Raw genomic sequence first — 26185 nt, 5'->3', positions numbered from 1 at the left:
TTAAATAGCGGTAGAAGCTGAACTAGTACCCGTAGGAGTAGCCTGCTCTACAGAAAACTCAATTTTGTACATAAGTGTCTTACTACCATCAGCAGTGTCAACACCCTCAGCACAAGACCAATTCATAATGCGACAACCTGATAAGTTCCAACCTTTATTAGAAGTAGCTGCAAGTTCACTTCTACCAGAAGTATTTCCTTTAGCAAAACGTACTGGAGTTAGGTTAAGGTTGAAGAATTCTCCACCCTCATAATCTCTAATAAATTGATCTACAACGGTGTCTTTGTCAGGGTCATACGGTTTGGCGATGGTTACATTTTCATACTTCTTATTACCACCTGAAGCAGTGCGGGTAAGTTGAGATAAACCATCATTGTATTCAGCACGTGTGTAAGCAGCTTTGATACCAGAAAACTCAGTCCAATACACTGAACCAGAGATTTCAGTTACTTTGATGACATAATCAGAGTTGCTGATAGGATTAATATTGTTTAAAGCGATAGCCATAATTTATTATTTCTATTAAATATTTTTAAATGTAGGTACTATAAATTTCAGCCAAAGTAATTAAACTCTGACTGAAATTATTAACTATTTAACTAAGCCTGAGTTGTAGGAAGAAGTTGAGCTTCTAGGTTAGTTTGGTTCAAGGGTAAAGTACCAATTGCAACCCTAATACTAGAGATAAGTAAACGCTCCATTGAAGGAGCAGGAACTACATAAACTTCTAGCAAAACATTACCTAGTTCTAGGTCTTCTGCTGTGTTATTTTCAAAGTCACATTGAACTTCAAAAGCATCAGCTTCAGAAGCCCCAAACAATAATTTAGCTCTCCAAAATCTACTACAAACTGAACGAGCAGAAGCAGCAATATCAGACAGCAAGATACCTAAACCGTCAATACTGGAGAATAGTTCATTATCAAACCCACGACGTAAAGTGCCATTCAAAACACTCATGATCACACGCACAGGTAAGAAGCTATAGAAGGTGCTACTAGAGCGTGTTCTCATAGCCCAAACTACAACACCCTTGTTACGTAGGTTTCTGATAATATTGATACCTAAAGGATTAAGTACTTCTTGTTGTTGAGTGTTAACTTTGACAGTTACATCAGTTACGCCAAGCACAGGAAACTTAGCTCCAGCAGGAGGTTGTTGTAAACCTTCAGCTTTGAATCTACGTGTAGCAACACCAGCTACAGCAGCAGAAGGAGGTACAATTCCACCCTCTAAATCTTTGAGGTAAGGGTAGTAAAAGCTAGCGTGTCCTTGGGGAGCTACAAGTAAAATACCTTCAGCTTGAGCTTGAGCTACGGTTAAGTTAGCACCTGCATCAACCAAAGCAATCCAATCAAAAGCAGCATCAGAAGCCAAAGCATGTAGAGAATTAGCAACTGCTAAACGATCTACACCTGAAGTTAATAGTTGGAAAGCTTGAGGAGCAATAATGAACCCTTGATTATAGTCATCTTCTGAATCAAAAGAATTCTCAATTGCATAAACATAATCAGCAGCAGCAGGGGTAACAGGAGTTGTTACTTCTACTGTTAGATTTGTCCCAACTGTCAAGGTAACTTCCGCACCAAGAGGATTATCTACTCTAACAATAACTGAATCTGTAATATCACCAGCAGAAGCTGTTACTAAGTTAGCAACTGGACTATTATTAATAGCAGCCAAAATACCTGAAGCAATAGCAGCCTTGGTTTCTCCACCAGCACTAACATAACTTACTACAGTACCAGCAACAGTCACTACATAGGTAGCATTAGCAGCAGTAGAAACAACAATACTACGTTGAACAGCGATAGGTGTTCTTACAAAGTAAAGGATTCCTCTGCGGTCATTTCTGAAGAATAATTTAACTGAAGCTTCAGAAGGAGAAGCACCAAATTGATTAGTAAAATCTTCTAAACTGGTAACTTGTGTAGGAACTAAATAATCACCAACAGAAGAAGAACCAACCATATATACTGCTTGAAAACTAGCAATAGGTAAGGTTCTGAACCCCTGAGTGGATTCTTGAATCCTAACTCCAGGAGCACTAAAATTTGCAAACAAACTTGTCATATTTTATATTTATTTTTGAATAATTATTTCTGAATCTTCAATATAAGTATCAGCTTCAGTAATACTAAATTGGGGTTTAGCTCTATTAACCCTAATCTTGATTTCATTTAAAGCAGGAGGATTAGCGGGGTTAAAATATCCTGGGTCTTGTAAGTCTGAAATATCTGGAAGAGTGGTAGTATTAAACCTAATATCAAAGGAGAAGTTTAAATGACATAACCAATCACCTTTAGCCCCATTTACCCTTTCTGCTGTTACAGAATCTTCCACATCTACAGGAATGAATGATTCTATAATTGGGTCTGGCCCAACCAATAAAGCATTGATTTGTATATAAGCACTCATACCTTCTAATGCTTTTAGAGGTAGTTCATGATAAGGTAATTGACCAGGAAATCTAAAGCTAATTCTATAAGGTAATCTAGCTGTAGTTTTAACTGAGTTAAGATTTTGTTTAGTATGAAGTAAATTCTGTACAGGTAATTTTATAGCTGTATTAGTAGGTAGTAATTTATCTCCTTGATACTTATATACTTCCTTTGGTTCATCTAAATCAAAGACATCTATTTTTAATACTTTTACTAAGAATTCATCCACTAGTTCTCTAGCTATTTGGATATTCATTAATCCTTATCCCTCCTTAAAATAAGCTTCCACACAGTTGAATCATTTTCTGATAGATATATCAGTTGATACTTTGAAACCCCTACCAAGGTCTTTGTAGTAGGGTTAGAATATATAATCTGATTGAAGTTATTTACAGGAGGATCGATTATGAATTCTGTAGTGTCATCTCCGTTAGGAATAAATAGTGTCTTAGGGTAGATTCTAGGTATGGTAACTTCAATATCATTTAAAGATATATATATTGAATCAGCACCTTCTATAGAAACTTGAAGGTTAGCATACCTTGGAGATACAGAGTTGATACTAGGTCTAGGGGTAATTAAAGTATCTGTAATAATTCTTGTTTTTAAAGAAGGATTAAGGGAATAAGTTCTTACTAGAAAATGTCTCCTCTGTGGCACTCCCAGCTTCACTTCAATTGCCCCTACCTTTGACTCTATGACAGCAAGTTTTTCATAAAGGTTCATTACTTTAATTTACCAATTATTTTATTTACATTACCTTTTAACCTAGACTCCATCTCAGGTACAGTTCTATAAACCATCTCAACCTTTTTCTCTACATACTGAGTGTAGAAAACTGGGTTTTCAATTCTAATAGATGACTTAGTAAGTGAAGTATACCAACCTGCTTTTAGAGCACCTGTCTTAACAGGACTTCTATCTTTTAACCTATTCTGCCCCCAGCTAGCAGTATCCTCTAATGCCTCTTTCATTAAATCTTTTATATCATTGCCCTGTTTGAACAAAGGGCCATTTGTTTTAACATTATAAGAGTACATTAGAGTTACCAGTAAGCTATTGTGTTACGTCTACTATTAGGTGAGTATTTATTAAAATTAACTCCTACTCTTAATAATTGTCCCAACTCATTTAGCAGTCTAGTACCTTCTGATTTCAAATGAGCTACATGGCTGTTATATGATAATTTTAAACCCCCTGAACCTCTTACATAAGAAGTGTCAAGGGATTCTTTTAGTAGATTATCAATACTCACCAACTCATCAAGAATAGTTAAAGTTCTATCAATTGTGGTATCAGAATACTCTGAAGCTAGACCATTTCTAACTGTGGTATCAAATACAAAGAACCCTAATATTCTCTCAAACTCTTCAATTTGAGGAATGGTGAATTGTGTCATAATTACTGTGTGATTTTATCCAATACTGCAACACCTTTAGCACGATTCTTCAGTTGAAGTTGAGCCTTGGTGTAGATTACATATTTTTCTGCATCAGGATTATCAGAAGGTAGTTCACCAATACTAAATTGGAGACCTTGACGATCTTGGCTGTTGTTTTGACCAAAGCTGTAAAGAGCTACTTCATTCTCATCAACAAAGTACAGAGTGTTAGCAGGGCAGTAGATATCTTGGATAATTGGACGACCTGAGAAAGTCAAACCTGTGTAAGAAATATCAGCTTGACCAGGTGCCAATTGATTTGTAATACTAAGTTGAGCAGCAAACAATTCTTTGTATTTAACTGCAATTTCAGGACTGCAATAGATAGCTGTGTAGTTTCCACCTTTACGGGTAATTCCTACTTCTGTTGCATACAGTAAGCTAGCGGTCAAAGCACGATTGGTGCCATTGGTATTTACATAAGAAGCCCAAGCAGTGTAGGTAGCTGGGTCAATGTTTGCATAAATTCCAGCAGCCGCAGCAGCCGTTACCAAACCAATTACTCCACCATCAGCAGCAACACCTGAACCTGAGTAAACTTTGGCGCTTAAAGCTTCTAGGATGGTGCGGATGCCACTGTTAATATCAGCAGCAAACAAATCACGAAGTACACCTTTACCAGCTACTTTAGCTTGTGCAATGTCTTCTTTTTGTAGTTGGAAAGAACTACGTGTTCTAGCTCCACCAATAGGTAGGATAGCTGATACATAATCATCATCACTGAAAGTAGAAACTGAAGCTGTGGTAAGTTCACCAGTAGCACCTGCTCCACCAACATTCGCATTCCACTTGATAACTTGTTGGCTTGTAACTTTCTTAGCCAAACGGTTAACCATTGGGTATTGAGTTAACTGAAGTGAAGCAACTTCTTCCTGTACAAGCAACTGTAAGGAGTTAACGGGAGAAATAATATTAGCCATTTAATTTATTATTTTGTAATTTATATTAATTAATTGAATGATTCAAATAAGGCATCTTCTGCCTTAAGTTTTTGATTAGGGTCAACTGGAGTTACTTTTGTTTCTTGAGCACTGGAACCTTGAACTCCTGAAGCAGGTAGAAATGCTTTTCCATCTTCACTTGACAAATAAGAAGTCAACGCATTTTCTAAAGTTGAAACTGAGTCACCTTGATTTACAAACCACTTACCATTTTCTTCTATGATTCTATCTGCATGATCAAGTAGGAAAACTTTCTGTAATGTGCTTGGGCTTAATGCCTTTGAGTTAGCAATAACCTGAGAAACTGCACTGCTACGTTTAGCTGTAATTGCCTCTTTATCCTTATCAGCTAACTGAGTCTTAAGGTCTGTTAACTGCTGTTCTAGAGCCTTAAGGGTTAACTTCTCTTGGATAGTTTCACTAGATTCTGTAACTGTAGGCTGAGGTGCTTGAAGTTTCTTAATCTCTTTAGTAACTGACGCTGCAAGTCCTTGATTAGCTTTTGTAAACTCTGTACTAATTTCAGTTTTAAAAGAATTTAGTGAAGCATCAATCAAAGCTTGAATTTCTGGTTCTGTCATTTTAAATAATCCTGTATTTATAGGTATCTATCTTTAAAGTTAATAGTAAACTTGTCTGGTTTATAAACCTTACCCAGTGGGTTTACCCTCAGTCCAAAACTCTACAGCAAGGAATATGTCTGTTATGTCTTAAGGATTGTTGAGGGTCTCTATACTATTGAAGTGTCCAAAGTCTTAATAGATGCTAGTAATATCTCTATCTCTTTGTTTACTTCCTCTTTTTGAGAGGCGGATAAATTACCTGCTAATAGCGCCACCATCTGTTCATAAATTACCTTTAAGGCAGAAGGAGGTAGATTATCTTTGAGTGCCTGTATATTCAATTTACTGACAGAATCAAGCTTCATTAGTACAGAATCTAAGGTGTCATTCTCAAAACTATTCAAACCAGTGACAGATATTTTACTTCCATCTATACCTGCTGCTTTGGCTACTAGTTGAAGTAAATCCTGATAGAAGTCAGTAATGATTTCACCATAAGATTTCAACATAGCTTCCTGTTTAACAAAATCCATCTGCTTAGATATTCCAGATTGGCTTAGAGCAGCATTACTACTACTTACACCACCAGCAGCTACCAAATCTCTTACTTGAGTTTCTATAGATTGTAAAGACTTAGACATGTGCTCAATCATGTAACCGTGAGGTTCAGACCATTCAAATTTATCTAGCTCAAGCACATGTGCCAAACCTGTTGGTAAAGGTTCCTGATTTTCATAAGAATTCTCTAAATCTCCATCAGGAGTTTGAATTCTTTTGAATGTTCTCTGGAAGTAAGCCATTGTTAACAAATCATATTTTGCACAATCTGTTCGCAAATGTTCTAATGCTTTAGAAGCTGCTTGATCAGCAACCCAAAGTTGGTCAGGTAACTCTATTTTAAAAACTGGTACTGTACCAAACCCATGTTCTATAGGAGGTGACTGTAAACTAATAGTGGTATCAGCATTAGTCATCTCACTATTAATTTTAGTGATGTTGCCTTTACCATCAAGCTCCACAAATGCAGAATACTTAGCAATGTAAGTACCATCAATAATTGTCCAAGTACACACCTTTCTAGGAGCAGCAATAGGGTTAGAGTTATCTTCTGATATTTGTCTAATCTTTAGCCAATTAAGTTTACCTTTACTCTCACTCCAGTTAATAACTTGAAGTGGACTGTAGCTCACAATATAAGGTCTTAAACCTAGCGATTCCTCTTGCGCTTTATTAATAGGGGCAACTTCTGACTTAGGTTTATCAACGTGAACAAATATCTTTTTAAACTTTAAAAGTTCTCTAAAGATTAATGTAATTAGATTCTTTTCTGAACGTCCAGATAAGTCTGTGTCTTCCCTGAAGGCTGACCAAAACTTAGGGTTAAGCTCTAACCCCTCAATTGTCATAGGGGAGTTAGCAAGCTTGGAAACCTGCTCATTGATATTTGTAGAAAGAATATTTAGGTAGGTATGTTTCTTAATTCTAGTTTCATAAAGCTCAACTTCCTCACCTGGCCGTCTTGGAATAAAATGTCTAATAGCATTCTTTAATTTATAACCCCCTGAAACTAATAAATCAATTTCATTTAGGGCGGGTAACATCTGCTCATACTCAACATTCTTTGCCTCTAGAGTCTCTAGAAGTAATTGATTAGGGTACATATATTATTTAATTTCTAAGTTGTTTATTTTGAAGAGTGTTATACAAGCTACCAATGCAATAACGGGCAGCATCAATTGTGTGATCTTCTTGATTGTCTGCTGGTTTATTTACCAACTCACCTTCTGAATCAGTTGCCCGATGGTAGTCTTCAAATTGGGATATCAATTCAGTTAAACTAGCTTTAATAAAAAGGTTGTCTTGGTAGAATAAATTATTCATAATGTCTACACTTGGCATTAGTCCCAACTCAGTTCTACTGACCTTTACAGCCCTGCTCATACCAGGTATATTCTCACGCTTACCTAATATTCTTGCTGACTTAACACTACCACCTCTGTCATCTGGTAAGAAGCTTTTGTACACATTATATTTGGTACAAAGTCTAGCCATCTCCCTTAAGAATATTTCCTCTGGTATAGTCTCACCAGATTTATTTAACCAGAAGTCAATTATATAAAATTTAGTTCCATCTCTACTTACCCCAACGACAACTAAAGCAGGATTTCTATCCCCCCAATCTGACCCTAGATAATAGCTGAGGTTATTAGGTATATCCTTTATATAATGTTTATCAGAGTTTATTTGGTCAAATAATTGTCCATCAAAATCTTCAAAAGAGGCTTGAAACTCTTGCCTATATGTTTTAGGTGGCATCTGAGCTTTAGCTAACCTTAATCTCTGTATAGGGAAGAAAGGATTGTCTCGTGTTTTAAAGTGATAGTAAGCCCACTCAGGTAAGTCTTTAATCTTTTGATAGAACCTATATAAAGGATGAGATTTACCTTTTGGTGTTCCTACTAATGTTGCTGTGGAACCTTCAGTATCTGAAAGGGCTGGAAGAATTACATCTTCCCAAACTATAGATTTAACATCTTGAACTTCATCTATTGCTGCAAAGAAAAACTTAAGTCCCCGTAATCCATTACCTTCATCATCATTTGCCCCTCTCAGAATAATGTCAGGCTTATTACCCTTTAGAACTATTCGATATTCAGAATTGTTAATACTCTCTACAAAAGGAGCATCTTTTAATAGGGAAACTAAACTTTTCCAATGCACTGCTTTAGCTTGCTTTAATGTTGGCATTATTAAAGCTACAACAGTTGGGAAGTTAGGATCATAAGGGAGGTTACAACTTAATGCTGCTACTATAATTTGTGTTCTGAGTAGGTGTGACTTACCAAATCTTCTCCCACAAACTAATAATTTAAATCTCCTTGGGTCTGTAAATATCTCCTTTTGTTTTTCATGTAAGTTAATCTTGAAGGTCACAATTCATCATCCCCTTCAAGTGTTTCTTCTTGAGGAGCTACAGCATCTCCTATAACAATTGTGTAATTTGATTGCTGTTGAACTTCCTCAGACCATTCAGCTTTGATAGCTTTGATAGCCTCAGTAGCTGTCTTTAAATCATGTTTTAAATAACTAACTACTTCTCCTCTAGAAGATTGTGTTTGAGCTAGATAACCATCTTTACCCATCCTTACAATCTCTTCTAAAGCTAAGGTACGGTTGATTTTAGAACTTAAACTAATCAACCCAACTTTGACAGCTAGTGCCATAGTTAAAGCTTCATTCTTCTGAAGTTCTTCAACTTTGCTTTTGCTATTTTTAATTAATGTTTTTAATTGCTGTGCTGTTAGTTCAATCTCAAACTTATCCTTAAATAGGGCAGTCATCTGAGGTTGACTTAGATGAGGTTGAATTGATAAAAGTAATATTAAAAAATCACGCTGAGTCTGTGTCAGCATGAATGCTTTATTAGTTGGCATAAAAAAAGGTGCCTCTTAAAGCACCCATAATATTTAGATATCTATTTAATTAATCTGTCCTAAATTAGCCCCATAACCTCAGAGGAGAGTAGGACTAAAGCATCAAGGTATGTTTCACCAATCCAGGAATCTAAGCTGGTCTGTTGCCCATCCTGGAAGTACTCATGCCTCACAATTAACCAAGATTTCTCACTGGCTAGAAAGTGGTATTCAAGGATAGCTCGATGTAATTTACTTAGTCCCCAAATAGCTTGAGAAAGTTCATCAGAATCAATTTGACCAAATAAACTATTACCTGGTTTTAGCTCAGAAGAATCTTTGTAGATGCGGGGTAGATATTGGTCAACGTTATCAAACTCTCCTTGGAAAAATAAATCTAAACATTCTTCCAAATTTGCTGTATCAATATAGCTGGTGATTTGAGTAGTCATAATATATATCCTTTTATTTAGTAAATTTAATATTAGTAAGTTGAAGTTAATGTATTCTCAAATAACGATTTCCAATCACCTTTTTTGTAGCTGCACTCCAACTCAGTTATCTGCTGGATTTTGCGGTTTGTATATAGAGGTCTATCTAAATTAGCTCTCTCACTTTCAATAATCTGATTGAAGTTTTGATTCATCCAATCCTTTATCTGTTGCCTATCTTTGGGTGATAAAGATTTATCATTTGTGTACTCATTAATTACTGCTAAGACACCCCAGTGATTCCTTTGCTCTGCATAATCTGTTCCATAAATCTTTCTGAATTTGTAGCTTAATGTTGACTTAGGAATCTTAAATATCTTTTCTAATGCCCTTAAAGAATACCCTTTTAAAAATAGTTTATAAGCTCTACTAAATACATTACTCATTTAAATTCTCTAGCTCCTTTATCTTCTAATAGAATAGCTTTTATGTGCTATCAAAAGGTAGGATATATCTATTATCTGAAAGCACCTTAAACGCTGCGCTAGGCCCACAATAGAATGAGGAATTCCGGCTTAAATTTAGATACTAAAAAACCTCCCTGTTACAGGAGGTTTCTGTTAATGTCTATTTAGATTATGCTGCTTGAGCACTCTTTAATTTAAGGATTGGAACAACATTATTCGTCTTAGCTTTCTTAATTAATCTACCAGTTTTGTAAGCTTCTGCAATAGAGTCATTTAATTTAGTAATTGTTCGTTGACCTACTGAAGCTGTAAACTCTTCTCTTAGTTTCTTCATAAAGAAGAAGTGAGATTCAATTGGTGAGTTATCTATAATGTTGTTTACCACCCTTTCTGTGATGCTTTGTAGGTCAATAAAACTTACTTTGACCTTTGCATTGGGATACAGTTTCTTAGCGTTCTCATTGACCTCCTCAATGTAACTCTTAGCTTCCCAGTTAATTCCTTTTGGTGAGGTAAAGATAAATTCAATTGATTTGTTAGGGTACTTTTCAAGAGCAAGTTCAACATATTTCTTATCAACTAAAGTAGCTTTTACATCCTGTTCTGAAAGTGTACGAGCTTTAAGTTCATAAATTTTAATTACTCGTGGTAATCTCTCTACAAAATCCCATCTGCGGTGACTACCAGGGTTGAAGGAATCAAGGATAGCAACCTCAAACTTGAAACCAACATTGCTATAAGCTACAAGCTCAATAAGCTGCTTCTGTAACTCTGGTTCAACAGTATGTTGGATTTCATTAGTTGAAGCTACCTCAATTGCTTTAGCTCCTAACTCTTGGAAACCTTTAGCAACTTGGGAAGAACCTTGAACTAAGTAACTATAAGCGTGTAAAAAGTTACCAACCCAAAGTGAATTAATTCTACCTAATGATATTCCATTTTGCTGTTCATACAACTTTTTGAAGTTAGCTAACTTATCACCTTCTAATTTCAAACCCTTGCCAGCTAACCTTTCTGACGACACGTTTTTTCCACTTGTCGTCACTTCCACCCAATTATCCCTATAGTCACTAGCATTTAAGTTTTTAGCTATACTTAGGTCACTCATTACGTAGTAAGCATTCTTACCATTTATATCTGATACCCATTTAAGATTCTTAGTGCGGGTCCATTCACATAACTCATCAAGAATACTAGAGTCAACTTCAGGTGAGATTGCTTCAATAGCTGATTTCAATTTAGTAGCGGAATTTAAAGGAGAATTAATAAGTGTCATATTTTTTAAGTATTATTATTTAAGGTCTCTTTCAACCTTCTATAAATATGATACTCACTACACGTAGGTAATAGGTAGGCAACACAACAGCCCCCTATTTGGTAGTAGGAGGCTATTAGCTGAATTAAATTTAATTGAGTGATTACTTACTAGTGAAATCCCTAAACCCAACTTTGATTACATCTATTAATGCTCTTATTTTGATTAGTTGAAATAGTAAACCTTCAGAGTAGCCTGAGTCTAAACTATTATAATGATAATCCTGGTGAGGATGGTCCTCTATAACTTTCACAGAAATTGAATGTGCTTTAAGAGAACTAGCTACTAAGATTTTTATCTTACTATCATTAAATAGTAAAGATTGCACTAATACTAAGTAATCATTAAAATTCTTAGACCTTAGACTAAATATAATTCTTTCTGTTAAATAGACTTTGGCATTAAGTCCATCCCATTCAGTAGTAAAGTGTGGAGCCTTAGAAGCGGGTAATAAATTAAACATAATACATTCCTTTATTTATTATTAATTTGCGTTGTGGTGTCAGTTGAATTAAGTCTATCTTTCTTGATTAGTTAATATTAACCAACCAAGTTTTACTGTATCTACTAGTAAGCTTAATCTAGCTATTAGAAGTAATTTACCTTTGAGATATTTAGTAGGAGCTACATTAAAGTTATAATCAGGGTTAGCTGTTATAAAGGCTGCAAACATATCCTCATAATCCATATACCCATCTTTATCTACAGGAACTTCTATATTATTTTCCTTTATCCATTTACCTATTTGGCTAGTATTAGGATATATTCTCCAATTATTAATTTTCTCATTAACTTTATTAGTAAATATAGAACCTAAAAGGCTGAAGTATTCTTTAAATCCAACCACTATACGAAAATATAATCTAGGTTCATCAAGAGCAGTAGGGAAGTAAACATGAGCTAATCTATATTTGTATTGTGGGGGAATCTGATTTACTTCAGGCTCTCTATGAACTGGAATAAAATTAAACATAATAGAATCCTTTATTTATTATTAATTAGTGCTGTAGTGGATCTGTTAAAAACCTGTATATTGAGAGAAATCTATAAAGTCACGCTCAAAGTCATCATAGGAGGCTAGAACACCTTCTTCTAGTTTAGGTTGCAAAAGTAGTTTACCTACCAATAAACCAAGCACAAAACTGAACAGAATCAAAGTAAAGATAATCAAGGTAATAATAGCAATCATAATAATCTTTCCTATATATTTTGTAATGTAAAAGGTTCCTGCACTCAAGGAACCTTGGTGGTTAATTATTCAGCTTCGTAACTGTATGTAACATTTCTAATAGCCTTACCATTTGTCTGTAACATATAGGAAACTGAACGACTGGTAATCTTGGGTTCACCTGTTATAAATCTGAATAAGTTAGCTAATTTGATAGACATAAATTTAAATCCCTTTTTTAATCTTATGTACCTACTATAACTGTTAAGTATGCGAAGAATGTAGGCAGTATCTATTAGCAAATACTTGTAAAATTAATTTAAAAATAATTTATAAATGCCCATATTTTACCTATAAAACTATTGACAATTGGGTGAATATTTGCTATACTATATATATAAGGGTGAGGGAGGGAATACATAAACTCCAGCTAGATGCGCCTCAAAATGATCTAGCAACGATGAGGTCACAACATATTAACCTTATGCAGCTAATAGGGATTCTGCTAAAACAAGTTCACCTGGTCACTTTCCTGTACACCACCTTAAGTAAAACAGGCGTTTAGCAGTGTACGCTACTGCCAGAGATTTCAACTACTCCTCTTAAAATAGTTTGACAAACACTACCCCTGCGACAACTGGTAACAGTTCACTCCAGGGGTTTTGTAGTATGTATATATCTGCACTCAGGAGATCCATTAGGATGCCTGCTGGTGTATTAGTTACTCAAGGTAAATAGAGTGCAGGAAGCTGAAGTGAACTGCATATTTTTAGATTTCTATACTCACAATACTTCAGTTAATGAAAGCCATAAAAAAAGAGGGGCTTTCCCCTACTTCAAAATCAATGTTATTATTTGCTTGCTATCACATAAAAAACCCAAAAATAGCTAGGATAATACCAGCCAGATTTAAGACTATTTTCAACATCGTTGTTAGTTCTTCCCAAGTCTTAATACGCCTTACTATACTATTTAAGGCAGTCTTCTTTTTATCATTGCTCACAATAGCTTTGGGAGCTACCAAATGAACCGAGTAGTGGGTATAGCTACTAGAAGACTTTAATGGCAAAGTTACTCCATCAAATATATACTCCCTATTGCTAGGTGGGATATGTATCACAACCATTTCATCCTTGCACTCTTCTTGTATTTTAGAAGGTGCGCTGTGCAAATCCTCTGGAGCAACCTGTTGGTACTCAATGATCAGGTGAAGTCTGCAGTTAAGGTGTTGGGGTTCGTACATAAGAGGCTTTGGTAGGGGTAAAGAACTCTGCTACCAAGCCCCCAACTAAAGATGTTGAAGTAGATGCTTCATCTGTACTATTTGCCTAGTTGGGGGTCTTGGGTCACAAAGAGGTTGTTTGTTTAACATGTAACTCCTTTACAATTTAGTTACTCAAAGCGCAGCATTTTTAAGCAGCTTTTGACTGCTTGAACCTAATATAACTGGACTTATAAATAAGCGCACCAGTGTAAACCCTTCTTGTAAAAATACAGAGTTCTATATATTGAAAGTATTAAGTTGTATAAGTAATTAATAAAGCTAGGGTAAGCAACAGCGATCGCATCCATCTGTCTAGTAGATTCAGTTACCTATTGGTGATGAGGAAGCCGTTAAATGGTGATGAATACTTGGTTGACTTATAGCCTGCGGCGCTTGAGAGAGAATGAGGAGTTGAGCCTTAACTTTGGGCAGCAGGGTTAAGGTTTTTTGCTTAAGTAATCTAAAAAAAAAGTAGACAGCAAACCAAGGGAAAGAGAATGAAAGGGAGGAGGTAGGAAATAAGGGTAGAGAAAGGGAAGGAAAGGAGAGATAAAGACTACTAGGGATAGTATGCAAATATATTTCTACAAGTAATATATAGTAATAGTTTCCAGCATTTTATCCTTCGTCCTGCTCTCTAAATCAATATCAATTATCCCAGTTATTTCAGTATTAATTTTGTTACAATTATAGTATAGTAAAACATAAAGTATACCTAATTAAAATGACAACCAACAACTCCTCTAATATTGTCTATAGCAGCTCTTTACATGATAAGAGTACAAATATACCTTCAATAGAATTAAACCCTACTAAGGTTAAAATTAAGGGTAGAAGATTAACTAATAAACAAAGGATGATTGAGCAAGAGATAATGAATGAGGTTAACTTTGCTTTAGAAAATAATGATTATTAATTAAGTTTATTAAGTGCCTAATTATTACTATTAAATACTTACTATTTATGGCACTTAGTATTATTTAGTGTTATAATGAAAGGAGAGGAAAGAAGATAAGTTACTTATTAGAAGATTATGATTCACACTAAATATGTTTCCATTAGAATGCCAGAAGACCTTTGTAATCAGATAGATACTGAAGCTGATAAAGAGTTACTATCCAGAGCTGATATTATCCGCAGGGCATTATTATTCTACTACCAATCTAAACAATCAGTTTAACTTTCAAGGGGCACCTAAGCCCCACCTAGTACTCTCAAATTAACTAATAAACTTTTAATAAATAAATCATAAAAATAATGACAAACTTAAATATCTCAATCCAATCTCAAATCAAAGCCACAGTTCAATCAGATAAAGAATTCTCAGTTTACTTTGAAGAAGCAATTGAATGGTTAGAATACTCTAGAAAAGATGCAGCTAAAAGAACTTTACTAGCTAACTTTGAAGAGAATGTGGATTATTTAGTTGTCCTCAACCCTGTGGAGTGCTCATCATATAAGGGTTCCAGCCGTCGTGAGGATATATACTTAACAGGAGATTGCCTTAAACAGTTTGCAATGGTTTCAGGTACACCTAAAGCTAAAGAAGTTAGACTGTACTATTTACAGTGTGAGCGTGAGTTGAAGGCTATTAAAGCTGCTCCTAAGGAACCTGCTGATATTCTTTACTTACTAGAACAGTCAGCAGCAGCTATCAGAGAAGCTAGATCACAAGCTGCGATCGCTGAAGAGAAGGTGGCTTTACTGGCTCCTAAAGCTGAGGTTTATGATGTGGTAGTTGCTAGTGACAAACTATTAAGTTTTTCTGATGCAGCAAAAATTATTAATAGTCCTGGTTTAGGGCGTAACAATTTGATGAGCCTTTTGAGGGATAAAGGGGTACTTCAAATCTCCAACCTACCTTATCAAAAGTATGTTTCTCAGGGTCAGTTTGAAGTGGTGGAGGTAGACACTCATGCAGGTTTGAAAACTACCTGCAAGGTGACACAAAAAGGTCTGAGTTTCCTTATCAGACTCTTAATAAAAGAAGGCTATACAGTACCTTCTAAGGCAGCATAAAACTAACTAAATAATCTAACTAAAGGGGACTTTAATAAGTCCTCTTTTTTAATGTTCAATCAACGCCTAATTAATGTAGTTAACACTGTGGCCGTTTGTGCTACAAATTGTTATAATGGATAGTATAAGAAACAAATTATATTTAACTTTTATTTTTAAGATTTTAATATTATGAGAAAGACAGTATCCTTAAAATTCAGAGATATTATTAAAGCTAACTTCCCAGGTCTAGGTAAAAATATTAGCTACTGGAAATTCATGAGACACCTCCTATTTGGTAGGAGAGATAAGGTAACAGGTTTACCTATGATTAGTCAGCGTTGTATAGCTAAGGCTGAAGATAAATTAAATATTCTAGAGAATTCAAATGCTTATAATGCCTCCAAGTTTCTAGTTAAGTTTCAATCAGAAGTAATGTCAGAGGAAACATTCTCTTGGTCTGGTTGGAACTTTAAAGATGGTGAATCAAGAGTAGCTTTGGTAGAATTTCCTCAAGAAGTGATAGATGCTATTGAATCTGAAAGCTATAAAATTATGTTAAAAGATCGAGTGTATTTTGATACAGGAAATAAGTTCAGTGATAAACTTCAAAAAGTTGACAGGGAATTAATTAAAAAAGAAGCTTATACTTACTTCAACTTTTCTAGCCCTGAAGCTCAAGATTTACTTGAGTATATGAACAACGTACCAGTTAATAGTTTTAGTAAGGTGGTTGCAGCTAACCTTGATGCCACTTTCCTTCAAGCTCTTAAGATTGAAAACCCTGAAAAAAGACATGTTCAATTAGAAGTTCTAAGCACAATTAGAGATGAGTTGCAACCCTTCTATAAGCCTTCTGATAAGGGAAATACTGTAAGGATCTTCCCTCTAAATTACAGCATCCCAATGCTTCAGAAAGACCTAAGGAAATCAATTACTAAAGGTTGGTATGAATTTGATTTAGCTTCAAGTCAGCTTGCAATAGTAGGTAAAACTTGGGAGATTCCTGAAGTTCAAGAGTTCTTAAAAAGTGGTGGTAAGATTTGGGCAGAATTAATAAACCATTATGGAATTGATGCTGCTAACCTAAAGAAGACTGATGAAGCTAAGTATGAAGATATCAAAGGAGTACTAAAAGATTCACTGTACTCACTGATTTATGGAATGTGTAAAAATAACCTGATAGCTTTTCTAAATGAAGGTTTACTTCCTTTTGGTGTTAAGGATGCAGGTAAAAAGTTTTTAACTCACCCTTTAATGAAATCTTTGTTTGAAGCAAGGGAAGCAAAGATTGCTGAATTAAATGAGGCTGATACCGCAGGAACTATCTTTAATAAAGTCATCAAGGTAGCTGGGGATAAGACAAAGGATGGTAAGCCTACTGCTGCTAGAAAGGAATGCATAAGAGGCATCATGGCACAGCAGGCTCAAGCAGTGGAACTTTACCTTCTACTACCAGTGCTTGACCTTGCTAAGACAACTAAGGACTTTGCAATCACCTTATGGCAACATGATGGCTTCAGTGTCAACTTTAACAGTGAAGGTAGAAAAGATAGGTGGATCAATAAAATTAATCAGGTGGTTGCTGATAGGGCTAATGAGTTAGGTATTATAACCAAGCTTGAGGGTGGCCTGCTTTAAAGCTGAAGTTTGCTTAACAGTCCCTGCAGGACATTTGAGAGGGAAGGATAGCTTAATCTGACCCCTCTTTTTTAATGGGCGGCATTTAGGAAAATTAAATGAATTAAATTGCTTAAGTAATCTTCAGTATAAATTTGCTTAAGTAATCTATAAATTAAGTAAACTAAAATAGTTTTATTTACATTAGGTTGGGCGTTTTTTTTCCTTCTTCTTCTTTCTTTCTTCTTTCCTTTTTCTTCTGTCTCCCTTCTTAGATACCTATAGTAAAGTAATCTAAAGGAGGCTGAAACTATTGTCTAATATAGGTTTCAGCCATTTTAAATCTCAAATAGAAATGCGGAAAAACTGTCAGATTTTAGTAAAATGAGCTGAGGATTTTGTCTCAGCCCCTACATAAGCGATCGCACCCAAAGAAATCTAAATCAGCAGACTTAGTTCAGTCTCCACAAATCAAGGTATCTGTGCTGCGATCGCACCTCAAAGTAGTTAATCAATTATAGTAAGTTTCACTATAAATAAATCAAGCCCAGTAAAACTTAGGGGAGGAATCTTCAGTGGGTGAACACTAAAGTAAATTGGTAGGTTCTACCATTAAGACCCATTAAATTGCCTCCAGTTCAGGCATCATAAATCAAGTAATCTGTACTGCGATCGCACCCTAAGAAAACTAAAATCAGCAGGTAATATTTATTCCTCTCATACGCCGTAGGCATTAAGCCACCACAGTAACAGCCACCCCAGCCTGTAGTATTCTGCCCTACAGGAGACCTGAAACCAAGATGCCTTAATTCAGTAGCCTTACCAATGGAACCACTATAGAATCCCCATTATAGTTGATTAATTATACTGGGGTGTTGTTATGTTGAAAATGAGAAGAGAGGCTATTAAGAAGCTATATAAGGCTTATGAACTAATTAGGGAAGTAGAGGATATAGCCTGTGGGTATGTTTTATGGCCGGAGATTGAATCAGGATTTAAATGTAGTGATAAGTCAAAAGAGAACCTTTTAAATATCATAAGTGAAATAGCTAGAGTTGATGATTTTGATTTAGAAACCCTTAATGAAGAATCTCATAAACTAGAGCTTGATATTGAGAAAGTAAAAGTTTTTGCTCAGAGTAGAAGCAAACGAAGAAGATATCCATTTACTGAAACAGAATCATAAACTAAATTACTTTAGGGTGCGATCGCTAACTAAGAAGTATTTATACTTAGTGAACTTTGGGCGGCACTTACATATATAGAGAGAAGAGAGAAGACACCTACAAGGGAAACCATAAGGGAGTAACCACCAATAGATAACTGAATATATTTCACCTACTCTCAAGCCCATAAGAAAACACAGGGACAGATAACTTCAGTTTCAGCTTTCTATTTTAAATTACTAACAATAGTATCCATAAAGAAAAGTGATTGAATACCCCTTAAGCATAAGAACACTTTTGTTAAGTTAACTTGAGTAGAAACCTATTTCCAGCAAGTAGACTTCCTAAACTCCAGCTTTCTTCACTCAATTGGCTACTAAATCAGCTATCTCTACACAGGCCACCACAAGGGTCAACAGGGTACTGCTGCTACGTTTCAGGTATATTTGTGTGGTGGAAAATACAGGCTGCTTGTAGGGCAACTAGGGTGTAGTTAATTAATCAGTTATGTTACCTCTCTCTATACTTAGCATTAGAAAGGTGGGGATATTTATGTTTTAGGGTTGATGTTACTCTCTATGTGATTATTAATGAGGTGGCTCAAAATAATTTATCACACCAAAAATGGTTAGCTTACTTCTCTACAAATAATTAAGCTATTAATCCACCACACACAGTAATGAACATACTGTAGGGAAAATAATTGAGATAAATCATCTACGTACTCATCTCAATTACTTCTTTTATTTAAGTTAGATAAAATGGCTGTAATCTATGGTGAGTAAGAGTTACAGATCTGCTTCTCTAAAAATAGAATCAGACTAATAACAGAACCAGACTTTCTGTTAATGTATTTAATTATACTGAATACTTAAAATTGATTAGTTTTATTATAATTTAGCTTAACCTTCTTATATGAAATATTAAACCCAGATTGATTTACAATTTTCAGTAAAAGTATAGCGTCATCACTAATATCAGGAGCTGCTAACTCGCCTTCAGTTCTCTTGCTAAATTCTAAATATCTTAGCAACTGACCAATGCTATTGCAGTCCACTTTATCTTTTTTTAATTCAACAATTTTGTCTCCAACAATAACATCAAGCCTGCCACCCTTTATTACTAGTTGTCTATTACCGCCATATCTATTTTGGTAGGCTCTTTCTAAATCTGTTTCTAAGAAACGTATATTGGATGTATCTGAATTATTATATCCATCTACGTAAGAAAAAGCTCCTAAATAATCTGATACCCATAATTGGCGTGCTCTTGATATAGCTTTCTCATATCTATAGTTAAAATTATATTTAAAAATCTTTAACCTGTCCCCAGTTAACAACTCAAAATTTCCAGGTAAAATGCACTTACCATTTACTATAAAGTTCTTAGCAAAGTCTTTTGAATTGACTCCTTTAGCCTTTGCTAAGTGACCCACCACAAACCTCACCTGACCTTCAAATAAAATCCATTGAAGGTTATATCTTTCAATTAGAAAGTTTAATTCTTCTAACATTGTCTTTGCTGCATCAGGCTGCTTTTTTAAATAAGTTTGATTATATCTATTTAATGAGACATTTTTAATCTCCTTTACATAATATTTAAAGAAGCTTGATTTTAGGGTGTTATAAGTAAAATAAGTTAACAGAATACGGGTATTTAAGAATTGAAATAATGGTAGTATGTTTGTAGTTTAATATTTAATTAAATGCCCTTTCCAGTTAAAGATGAAATCGATTTAAGCTTCAAAGATTTTAGTAACCTTTTAAGTATTTGGCAGAAGCTTTTAGAAAAAATGCTTGAGGATAATGCAGAAGATCCTGTACAAGGTAGAGAGTTTGTTCTAGCTGCTCTAAACATATTAGAAATAAAGTTTCTTTCTGAGCTGCATAAATTAAAAGCTAAAGTCGAAAAAGATTTAAAAAAGGAAAAAAAGAAGAGAAATAGATAGTGATCCAAATAACAGAACTCCAATAGGAGACCCAGGAAAAGGCATATAAACTAAATAAAATATATATGCCCCTTCCTTCATAAGCTGAACACTTATGAAGAGGATTATAATTCGGGTAACTCAGGTTTTCTAATACTTCCCAGGTAGTGCTTAAAAATCACATCAGCACTATTACCAACGATAGCGGCTACATCATGAGGAGGGATGCCGCTACTAATGCAGTGGCTGATAAAAGTAGACCTACAAGTATATAAAGGTCTATGCTCTATACCCAACTTTTCTAAAGTTTTCTTCCAACAACGTTGACTAATATTGTGGTCATCCAGTACTAAACCGCTAGGAGTAGTAAATACCAAATCTTCAGGATTACCTCTGCTTCTATTACAGAGAGACTGATAAAGTTTATTATTGACAGGTACAACCCTAAATTTAGTTGTCTTGGTAGTCTGTCTTTTCCTTTTACTGGAATTTCCTTTATCCCTATTTAAGACTTCATAGACATGGATTTCTCTTTTATCTAAATCAATATCTCGCCACCTTATTCCTATGACCTCTGATATACGCATACCAGTATTCAGGAGGAATAATACAAAATCATAATAATGGGAGTAGTGTGGGTCATTGTAGAGGGAGTCTAGTATTCTATCTACTTCATCAAGGGTAAAAGGTTTAGGTCTAGGTTTCTCTCCAACACGCAGTTGAATACTTTCAAACAAATCACGCCTCAGAACTTTAAGTGTAGTCAAGTACCTTTTTTGGCTAGAAACTTTAAGTCCTTTTTCCTCAAGCCATTTCATAAATTCTTTAGCTTGAGTAGGAGTCTTTATTTCCTTTTTGAATTTCTTTAAGTTCCCAAGTAGAGAATAATCAGCAGCAGCATAATGCTCTATAAGTCTTTGCTCTAATAACTTTAATAGCGGAGGCTGCTTAGGTTTAGAGGTAGGGTTGCCATTAGAGCCATTCCCATTTCCTGTATAAATTAAACCTTCTAACCAAGCTTTATATTTATGTAAAGTGGTGTCAAAGTTTCCTGACAGGCTATCTTGATATATCAGTCTAGCAATATACTCCATTTTGGCTTTGTCTACTGCGTCAGTCCATCTACCCCAGGTTAAGGAGTAAGTGTCACCTTCATAGCTCCAGCGCAGTAAACAGCTATCTCCATTCTGCCTAACTTTGATTGGTCTCATATAATCCTTATGCAAGTTTATGCAACTAGCTAGGGTTAAGAGACTCTAGAAGCCTTGTAAGTAGTAGCCTGTATATAACCGCACATCCTTCACACGGATGGGGTCACTGGTTCAAATCCAGTATCGCCCACTTAATATATAAGACTTACGCAAAACACACGCTGTAGGGGCAATTAATGTTTTAATACAGCAAAGCTTTAACTCAATTAACTTTTCTGAGTTTCCAAACATTGGGGCGAAGGTGCGGTAAGCTCACAATGCTACATCTTTAATGGTTGCATTATAGCGATTCCTATTTAAATGCGATACAACATTATATCGCAAGTAGGGGCACGGCATGCCGCATTGGTGTCAACTTAACGTAAAAACCAGTCTATAACCAGCTTTTAGGATTGTCTCGTTCCCAGTCTCCGACTGGGAATGCCATCCTTGGGGCTGCTGCCTCTCTTGCTGGCGGCAGAGCCGCCAAGAGCAGCATTTCCAGCCCAGAGGCTGGAAACGAGATTTGAAAAAGCTTTTAGCTTAAGTTGACACCAATGGGCATGCCGTGCCCCTACGGGTGTACCTCACGTAAACGAAAACCGCTATAAGCTGTTCCGCATTTAACTTGACGTGAGCTTCCAAGAATACCGCCCAAATAAATCTAGAATTTGCTCAAACGCCTCATCAACTATAAAAATCTGATATTTATTTCTGACTTCTGAATTGTTCTTCAACTTCAATATGATGCTTTATAAAGTTCAACCCAAGCGTATTGATTTACATACAGCAAGGTTTTTAGCAAATTAACCCTCTCCCCATTTCCCACTTTTAGGGGAGAATAGGGTTAGAGGGCATAACTCAGAGTAATTGCTAGCTTTCTGAAGTTTCCTGGGAGAACTTTTTATGGATAGTTCTAGTGGATTCCCCATCAGCAGCCACCGTTATGAGATAGTCCATTAAACCATCTGAAAAGGGAAGACGGAGGTGGAAAGTACCATCCGGTTTGATTTTGATGGAATGGCCACCAATGTTTACACTTGTATTTGGTTGGGTTGCTCCGTGAATAATCAACTCAGCATCTGCCACAAACCAAAAATCTTCGTGGGAACGATTGAAAACCCGAACATTAGGTGAACGGGCTATGAGTAACCAACGTAGTTTACCGCCGTAGGCATCGCCATCAGCGAGATAGCCAATTTCAACCATGTAGTCGCGATCGCTCACGGGAATAGCCACAAAGCGATCGCGTGCTACCTCTTCACATTCATACTGCTGTACAAGTTGGGGACTTTGATAACTCAAATCAATCCCAGTTACATCATAGAGCCGCACTACCAGTTGAGAGCCGCCTTGTTGTTGCAGTGCTTCGTTCTGAGCTTTGGAAATGTGCCAAGAAACATAAGCCCACTTGGGAGTGCGAGGTGTGAGCAAAATACTGCTCTCTTCTTCTACATCTACCAAGTCAATAGCTGTTTGGCTTGTTAACGCTACATCTTCAACGGTGAAATCTGTAGGGACAATAGCTGTTTCGCTTGTTAACGCCACATCATCAACTATGGGATCTGAATGAACAGGACTGAAGACGCGAACGATCGCTGAATGGGCGATGGACAACCAGCGTAGTTTACCGCCGTAGGCATCGCCATCAGCGACATAGCCAATTTCAGCTATGTAATCGCGATCGCTGATGGGAATTTCCACAAAGCGATCGTGTGCTGTCTCGTCACATTCATACTGCTGTACAAGCTGGGGACTTTGATAACTCAAGTCTATCCCTGTTACATCATAGAGCCGGACTACCAATTGAGAGCCGCCCTGTTGGCGCAGCGCTGCTTTCTTGGTTTCGGAAATCTCCCAAGAGACATCAGCCCATTGATGAGTGCGGGGTGTGAGGACGATACTGCTCTCTTCTTCACTGATCTCTTCTTGGACATCTACCAAGTTAATATCTGTTTCATCAGCAATCGCCACATCATCAACTATGGGATCTGGATTAACAGGACTAAAGACACGAACAATTGCTGAACGGGCGATGAATAACCAGCGTAGTTTACCGCCGTAGGCATCGCCATCAGCGAGATAGCCAATTTCAGCGATGTAATCGCGATCGCTGATGGGAATCTCCACAAAGCGATCGTGTGCTGTTTCTTCAGATTCATACTGCTGTACAAACTGCGGACTTTGATAACTCAGGTCTATTCCAGTCACATCGTAGAGCCGCACTACCAATTGAGAGCCACCTTCTTGGCGCAGCGCTGCCTTTTTGAGTTCGGATATCTCCCAAGAGACATGAGCCAATGTAGAAGTATGCGGTGTGAGCAAAATACTGTTCTCTTCTTCTGCATCTACCAAATCAATAGTTGTTTCGGTCACAATCGGCACGTTGCTATCCGCAGTATCAATTTGGTTTTCGGCATCTGACCCAGAAATGGTAGTCCAGCCTGCAATCCCTACGCCTGCTGCTAGAGCAGTAGCAGTGGCAAAATCTGTGGAGTCAGCTTCAGCAATATCTTCCTCAACAGTAGGCTGTGCTTGAGATTCTTCCTCTGGCAAATCGGCAGTGGGTTCAGCTGCATCCGCTACCACATTAAATACATCTTCTGGCAATTCTGGCAAATCGAGCAGTGAGGATGTTTGTAACGCTGACGGTTCAACGTCGGCTGCCACTTCGTCATCCTCTAATAAGGGTAATTCATCTACTGAGGCTATATCTTCAGTTGAGGTAATACTCTCTAGCCAGTTCAATTCTGCCTGAAGTTCCTCATCTATCTGATCTTCATCAACTTCTGTGTCCCAATATCCAAAATCAGATGTTACTTCTGGCACATCCGCTAATTCTGGGAGTGGGGCTGTCACCTCAGATGAAGGTAGTTCCACATCAGATGTCTCTTCTGGAATATTAGCTAGGTGAGGATATGAAGTATTTACTACAGCGGCTGGGGCTTCTATGTCCCATGCAATTTCATCAGAATCAGGAGTGCTTGTCTCCGTATAGTTACTTGGCGGGACTGTCTCATCAATGGCGTTTGTTTCTGTTTCTTTGTTGGTAAAGGCAGACCAGGTGGCCGCCCCAATGCCCGTTGTTAGAACCGCACCATTGGTTAAAGCTGCGGCTCCCAAGTTGTTATTTTCTGAACCATTAGCTACACCGGATGTTGTACCTTCATAGGAGTTAGAGGTGCCATTAGTTGCCTCTTGTACTAAATTTGAGGTCTCCTGAGTATAATTCTCCGTCAGATCAGATTGTGTTTGAGTATAAATGTTGAAAGGAATGCGATCAGGGGTTTCTTGCTCTTGAAAGTGCGGCACTGGTTGTTCTTCAAGCATCGCTCCGTTAAGGGAGGAAGTTGTGCTGGTGTTGAGTACCGCCGTTTCATCATCTGTGCTAGGTGGATGAGGATCTGATTCTGGTAAGTTGTCTGTTTTCTCAGTGGGTAATGGGCGTTTTCCCAAAATCCACCATAAAAACGCTCCACCTACAGTAGTAAAAAACAAAGGTAGGAGCAACCAAAATGGTGTTTCTCTATTTACAATTGGACTGGTTTGTGCAGTAGCAGGAGCTACAAAAGGCTGTTCGCCAAATGCAGAAGTAGTGGCACTAGGGGAAGCTGTAGCAGCAGGTGTCGTCTGGGCATCAGGGGAAGGGGTGAGTGCAGGTTGTAATACGCTAGCTGCGATCGCCTCTGCTTCAGCAGTTCTAGCTTGTTCTATAGCCTGCTGTCCTGGGGCTGCAAGGGTAAAGCCGAGAAAATCTACTGTGCTTAAACTCGGATTTTTTTTGTAAACGTAAACTAAAGGTTGCGAGAAGGGATATTTATCATCATCTGGCAAAGCTTGATGTAATTGCAGAACTCGTACATCTTTCAATTTCGACACCTGATTAGCTAACACATAGCTGATGCCGTCTTTGCCCAGTTGTTTGATGATTTCTGCGGTATTATCCTCAGTTACTTGCGTAGCATTGGCCCCTGTAGTAAATTCAGCAGTTTTGAAGGCTGGATAAGTACGAAAAGTATCACGAGTTTCACTCGTGTTAGGGCGATCGATTACCCGAATCTTCTCTGAAGGCCCTCCCAGTTGTGACCAATTGGTAATTTGTCCCCGGAAAATGCGGGCGAATTGCCTACTGGTTAAGCTTTGCTTGAATGGATTATCTGCACCAACCACGATCGCAATCTTCTCACGGCGCAAGCGAACTTGCTCCAGTCCTTGGGCTTTTTCTGCTGGCGTCAATCCACGCCCCATTGCTACTATGTCGATTTTGCCATCTAGCAAATCTTTCAGTGCCGTATCTGTGCCGTTAGCAGCAACTTCAACCTTTGTGCCGGAAAACTGTTTTTCAAAATTTTCTTTCAGGCTTTGGTTGATTGCACCCAAGCTACTTGAACCATCAATCCGCACTATCGTCCCATTTTGCACTGTTTGCGGCAGTGTAAAAGAGGGAGAATCAGGTTTAGATTGTGCCAGCATCGGTGCTGATACCACCAAACTTCCTGCCATAGGGGTTGTAGCTAAGGCAACCCATAATACCAGCCTGATTATCGAAGTATCTTTTTTTTCTTGTTGCCACATATGCCCTTTATTAAAGTAAAAAATAGAAAGCCTACCAGTCCTAAATCACAATCTTGTTAGGGATTATGGAGGAGACGCGCTAATTATACATCTGAGTTATCTTTACTTCTAAGTTCCTTCAGCGCACTTATATTGATTTATACTTCGATGTAGATTGGATAGCATGATAATTTATACTCTAATTGCCAGAGTCTGTTTACTATAAAATGTTCTAATTTAGATTGCAACTTATACCAAGTTGGTAGCTTATGGCCACAATTATGAAT

27 protein-coding genes are annotated in these 26185 nt (G+C 36.9%); 6 read left to right on the top strand and 21 right to left on the bottom strand.

The genetic code is table 11. The annotated features are described in order from the left end of the window. The 18 genes from ACEYW6_RS10415 to ACEYW6_RS10330 all read right to left on the bottom strand — a co-directional run bounded on the left by ACEYW6_RS10415 (position 1) and on the right by ACEYW6_RS10330 (position 13422). Positions 1-507 carry a hypothetical protein gene (locus ACEYW6_RS10415; RefSeq protein ID WP_412979652.1) on the bottom strand — a complete coding sequence of 169 codons (507 nt, stop codon included), beginning with the start codon at positions 505-507 and terminating at the stop codon, positions 1-3. A 92-nt stretch (positions 508-599) separates the two neighbouring features. After that, positions 600-2072, bottom strand: a complete 1473-nt coding sequence (locus tag ACEYW6_RS10410; RefSeq protein WP_412979651.1) for a phage tail sheath subtilisin-like domain-containing protein — start codon at positions 2070-2072, stop codon at positions 600-602. A 9-nt stretch (positions 2073-2081) separates the two neighbouring features. Beyond that, positions 2082-2696: a hypothetical protein gene (locus ACEYW6_RS10405; RefSeq protein ID WP_412979650.1), complete on the bottom strand. Its 615-nt coding sequence runs from the start codon at positions 2694-2696 to the stop codon at positions 2082-2084. Further along, a complete protein-coding gene (locus tag ACEYW6_RS10400; protein WP_412979649.1) occupies positions 2696-3166 on the bottom strand; it encodes a hypothetical protein in 471 nt (156 codons plus the stop codon). Before ACEYW6_RS10400 ends, ACEYW6_RS10405 begins: the two co-directional genes overlap by 1 nt. Further along, entirely contained in the window at positions 3166-3480 is a 315-nt protein-coding gene (locus ACEYW6_RS10395; RefSeq protein WP_412979648.1) for a hypothetical protein, read from the bottom strand. The genes ACEYW6_RS10400 and ACEYW6_RS10395 overlap by 1 nt, the downstream gene beginning before the upstream one ends. 5 nt (positions 3481-3485) lie before the next feature. After that, positions 3486-3839 (bottom strand): hypothetical protein, encoded by a 354-nt coding sequence (locus ACEYW6_RS10390; RefSeq protein ID WP_412979647.1) that lies wholly within the window; start codon positions 3837-3839, stop codon positions 3486-3488. Positions 3840-3841: 2 nt separating this feature from the next. Next, the gene (locus ACEYW6_RS10385) at positions 3842-4801 is read right to left on the bottom strand and encodes a phage major capsid protein (RefSeq protein WP_412979646.1); all 960 of its coding nucleotides are present in this window, start codon (positions 4799-4801) and stop codon (positions 3842-3844) included. A 29-nt stretch (positions 4802-4830) separates the two neighbouring features. Beyond that, complete coding sequence (locus ACEYW6_RS10380) at positions 4831-5403, bottom strand: hypothetical protein (protein ID WP_412979645.1); 573 nt, start codon at positions 5401-5403, stop codon at positions 4831-4833. A 149-nt stretch (positions 5404-5552) separates the two neighbouring features. After that, the gene (locus tag ACEYW6_RS10375; protein WP_412979644.1) at positions 5553-7046 is read right to left on the bottom strand and encodes a hypothetical protein; all 1494 of its coding nucleotides are present in this window, start codon (positions 7044-7046) and stop codon (positions 5553-5555) included. A 7-nt stretch (positions 7047-7053) separates the two neighbouring features. Continuing rightward, positions 7054-8319, bottom strand: coding sequence for a hypothetical protein (locus tag ACEYW6_RS10370; RefSeq protein WP_412979643.1), 1266 nt, complete (start codon positions 8317-8319; stop codon positions 7054-7056). Then, positions 8316-8819, bottom strand: a complete 504-nt coding sequence (locus ACEYW6_RS10365) for a hypothetical protein (RefSeq protein ID WP_412979642.1) — start codon at positions 8817-8819, stop codon at positions 8316-8318. Before ACEYW6_RS10365 ends, ACEYW6_RS10370 begins: the two co-directional genes overlap by 4 nt. 59 nt (positions 8820-8878) lie before the next feature. Beyond that, entirely contained in the window at positions 8879-9250 is a 372-nt protein-coding gene (locus tag ACEYW6_RS10360) for a hypothetical protein (RefSeq protein WP_412979641.1), read from the bottom strand. A gap of 32 nt (positions 9251-9282) precedes the next feature. Next, positions 9283-9675 carry a hypothetical protein gene (locus tag ACEYW6_RS10355; protein ID WP_412979640.1) on the bottom strand — a complete coding sequence of 131 codons (393 nt, stop codon included), beginning with the start codon at positions 9673-9675 and terminating at the stop codon, positions 9283-9285. A 190-nt stretch (positions 9676-9865) separates the two neighbouring features. After that, a complete protein-coding gene (locus tag ACEYW6_RS10350; RefSeq protein ID WP_412979639.1) occupies positions 9866-10972 on the bottom strand; it encodes a hypothetical protein in 1107 nt (368 codons plus the stop codon). Positions 10973-11114: 142 nt separating this feature from the next. Beyond that, on the bottom strand, positions 11115-11474 hold the full coding sequence (locus ACEYW6_RS10345) for a hypothetical protein (protein ID WP_412979638.1): 360 nt from the start codon (positions 11472-11474) through the stop codon (positions 11115-11117). 54 nt (positions 11475-11528) lie between these two features. Next, positions 11529-11984 (bottom strand): hypothetical protein, encoded by a 456-nt coding sequence (locus ACEYW6_RS10340; RefSeq protein ID WP_412979637.1) that lies wholly within the window; start codon positions 11982-11984, stop codon positions 11529-11531. Between the two features lie 45 nt (positions 11985-12029). Beyond that, positions 12030-12200 (bottom strand): hypothetical protein, encoded by a 171-nt coding sequence (locus ACEYW6_RS10335; protein WP_412979636.1) that lies wholly within the window; start codon positions 12198-12200, stop codon positions 12030-12032. A gap of 844 nt (positions 12201-13044) precedes the next feature. Continuing rightward, on the bottom strand, positions 13045-13422 hold the full coding sequence (locus ACEYW6_RS10330; RefSeq protein WP_412979635.1) for a hypothetical protein: 378 nt from the start codon (positions 13420-13422) through the stop codon (positions 13045-13047). 1054 nt (positions 13423-14476) lie between these two features. On the opposite strand from ACEYW6_RS10330, the gene ACEYW6_RS10325 reads away from it, so the two are divergent. The 5 genes from ACEYW6_RS10325 (at position 14477) to ACEYW6_RS10305 (ending at position 18247) form a co-directional block, all read left to right on the top strand. Continuing rightward, positions 14477-14623, top strand: a complete 147-nt coding sequence (locus tag ACEYW6_RS10325; RefSeq protein ID WP_412979634.1) for a CopG family transcriptional regulator — start codon at positions 14477-14479, stop codon at positions 14621-14623. A gap of 77 nt (positions 14624-14700) precedes the next feature. Continuing rightward, entirely contained in the window at positions 14701-15462 is a 762-nt protein-coding gene (locus ACEYW6_RS10320; RefSeq protein ID WP_412979633.1) for a phage antirepressor KilAC domain-containing protein, read from the top strand. A 171-nt stretch (positions 15463-15633) separates the two neighbouring features. After that, the gene (locus ACEYW6_RS10315) at positions 15634-17082 is read left to right on the top strand and encodes a hypothetical protein (RefSeq protein ID WP_412979632.1); all 1449 of its coding nucleotides are present in this window, start codon (positions 15634-15636) and stop codon (positions 17080-17082) included. 377 nt (positions 17083-17459) lie between these two features. Then, positions 17460-17582 carry a hypothetical protein gene (locus tag ACEYW6_RS10310; protein WP_412979631.1) on the top strand — a complete coding sequence of 41 codons (123 nt, stop codon included), beginning with the start codon at positions 17460-17462 and terminating at the stop codon, positions 17580-17582. Between the two features lie 359 nt (positions 17583-17941). Next, complete coding sequence (locus ACEYW6_RS10305) at positions 17942-18247, top strand: hypothetical protein (RefSeq protein WP_412979630.1); 306 nt, start codon at positions 17942-17944, stop codon at positions 18245-18247. An 851-nt stretch (positions 18248-19098) separates the two neighbouring features. Here ACEYW6_RS10305 and ACEYW6_RS10300 read toward each other — a convergent pair. After that, entirely contained in the window at positions 19099-19740 is a 642-nt protein-coding gene (locus tag ACEYW6_RS10300; protein WP_412979629.1) for a hypothetical protein, read from the bottom strand. A gap of 192 nt (positions 19741-19932) precedes the next feature. Here ACEYW6_RS10300 and ACEYW6_RS10295 point away from each other — a divergent pair, with 192 nt between their 5' ends. Next, on the top strand, positions 19933-20175 hold the full coding sequence (locus ACEYW6_RS10295; protein WP_412979628.1) for a hypothetical protein: 243 nt from the start codon (positions 19933-19935) through the stop codon (positions 20173-20175). Positions 20176-20279: 104 nt separating this feature from the next. Here ACEYW6_RS10295 and xerC read toward each other — a convergent pair whose 3' ends face one another. Together xerC and ACEYW6_RS10285 are read right to left on the bottom strand one after the other, a co-directional pair. After that, the gene (gene xerC / locus ACEYW6_RS10290) at positions 20280-21248 is read right to left on the bottom strand and encodes a tyrosine recombinase XerC (RefSeq protein WP_412979627.1); all 969 of its coding nucleotides are present in this window, start codon (positions 21246-21248) and stop codon (positions 20280-20282) included. Between the two features lie 969 nt (positions 21249-22217). Next, positions 22218-25919 carry a DUF4912 domain-containing protein gene (locus ACEYW6_RS10285; RefSeq protein ID WP_412979626.1) on the bottom strand — a complete coding sequence of 1234 codons (3702 nt, stop codon included), beginning with the start codon at positions 25917-25919 and terminating at the stop codon, positions 22218-22220. Positions 25920-26185: the final 266 nt, after the last annotated feature.

Origin of the sequence: Nostoc sp. UIC 10607 (assembly GCF_047228265.1) — a bacterium.
GTDB lineage: Bacteria > Cyanobacteriota > Cyanobacteriia > Cyanobacteriales > Nostocaceae > Nostoc > Nostoc foliaceum_A.
The sequence above is the reverse complement of the archived record's forward strand: the minus strand, read 5'-3'. Positions and strand labels throughout refer to the sequence as shown.

Bases quoted from the DNA above. Each gene is read 5' to 3' on its own strand.
- ACEYW6_RS10345 (WP_412979638.1), bottom strand. From the start codon at position 11,474: ATGTTTAATTTATTACCCGCTTCTAAGGCTCCACACTTTACTACTGAA.
- ACEYW6_RS10305 (WP_412979630.1), top strand. From the start codon at position 17,942: ATGTTGAAAATGAGAAGAGAGGCTATTAAGAAGCTATATAAGGCTTAT.
- ACEYW6_RS10355 (WP_412979640.1), bottom strand. From the start codon at position 9,675: ATGAGTAATGTATTTAGTAGAGCTTATAAACTATTTTTAAAAGGGTAT.
- ACEYW6_RS10365 (WP_412979642.1), bottom strand. From the start codon at position 8,819: ATGCCAACTAATAAAGCATTCATGCTGACACAGACTCAGCGTGATTTT.
- ACEYW6_RS10335 (WP_412979636.1), bottom strand. From the start codon at position 12,200: ATGATTGCTATTATTACCTTGATTATCTTTACTTTGATTCTGTTCAGT.
- ACEYW6_RS10300 (WP_412979629.1), bottom strand. From the start codon at position 19,740: ATGTTAGAAGAATTAAACTTTCTAATTGAAAGATATAACCTTCAATGG.
- ACEYW6_RS10315 (WP_412979632.1), top strand. From the start codon at position 15,634: ATGAGAAAGACAGTATCCTTAAAATTCAGAGATATTATTAAAGCTAAC.
- xerC (WP_412979627.1), bottom strand. From the start codon at position 21,248: ATGGAGTATATTGCTAGACTGATATATCAAGATAGCCTGTCAGGAAAC.
- ACEYW6_RS10295 (WP_412979628.1), top strand. From the start codon at position 19,933: ATGCCCTTTCCAGTTAAAGATGAAATCGATTTAAGCTTCAAAGATTTT.
- ACEYW6_RS10385 (WP_412979646.1), bottom strand. From the start codon at position 4,801: ATGGCTAATATTATTTCTCCCGTTAACTCCTTACAGTTGCTTGTACAG.
- ACEYW6_RS10320 (WP_412979633.1), top strand. From the start codon at position 14,701: ATGACAAACTTAAATATCTCAATCCAATCTCAAATCAAAGCCACAGTT.
- ACEYW6_RS10330 (WP_412979635.1), bottom strand. From the start codon at position 13,422: ATGTACGAACCCCAACACCTTAACTGCAGACTTCACCTGATCATTGAG.
- ACEYW6_RS10360 (WP_412979641.1), bottom strand. From the start codon at position 9,250: ATGACTACTCAAATCACCAGCTATATTGATACAGCAAATTTGGAAGAA.
- ACEYW6_RS10325 (WP_412979634.1), top strand. From the start codon at position 14,477: ATGATTCACACTAAATATGTTTCCATTAGAATGCCAGAAGACCTTTGT.
- ACEYW6_RS10350 (WP_412979639.1), bottom strand. From the start codon at position 10,972: ATGACACTTATTAATTCTCCTTTAAATTCCGCTACTAAATTGAAATCA.
- ACEYW6_RS10415 (WP_412979652.1), bottom strand. From the start codon at position 507: ATGGCTATCGCTTTAAACAATATTAATCCTATCAGCAACTCTGATTAT.
- ACEYW6_RS10395 (WP_412979648.1), bottom strand. From the start codon at position 3,480: ATGTACTCTTATAATGTTAAAACAAATGGCCCTTTGTTCAAACAGGGC.
- ACEYW6_RS10410 (WP_412979651.1), bottom strand. From the start codon at position 2,072: ATGACAAGTTTGTTTGCAAATTTTAGTGCTCCTGGAGTTAGGATTCAA.
- ACEYW6_RS10405 (WP_412979650.1), bottom strand. From the start codon at position 2,696: ATGAATATCCAAATAGCTAGAGAACTAGTGGATGAATTCTTAGTAAAA.
- ACEYW6_RS10400 (WP_412979649.1), bottom strand. From the start codon at position 3,166: ATGAACCTTTATGAAAAACTTGCTGTCATAGAGTCAAAGGTAGGGGCA.
- ACEYW6_RS10380 (WP_412979645.1), bottom strand. From the start codon at position 5,403: ATGACAGAACCAGAAATTCAAGCTTTGATTGATGCTTCACTAAATTCT.
- ACEYW6_RS10390 (WP_412979647.1), bottom strand. From the start codon at position 3,839: ATGACACAATTCACCATTCCTCAAATTGAAGAGTTTGAGAGAATATTA.
- ACEYW6_RS10340 (WP_412979637.1), bottom strand. From the start codon at position 11,984: ATGTTTAATTTTATTCCAGTTCATAGAGAGCCTGAAGTAAATCAGATT.
- ACEYW6_RS10375 (WP_412979644.1), bottom strand. From the start codon at position 7,046: ATGTACCCTAATCAATTACTTCTAGAGACTCTAGAGGCAAAGAATGTT.
- ACEYW6_RS10285 (WP_412979626.1), bottom strand. From the start codon at position 25,919: ATGTGGCAACAAGAAAAAAAAGATACTTCGATAATCAGGCTGGTATTA.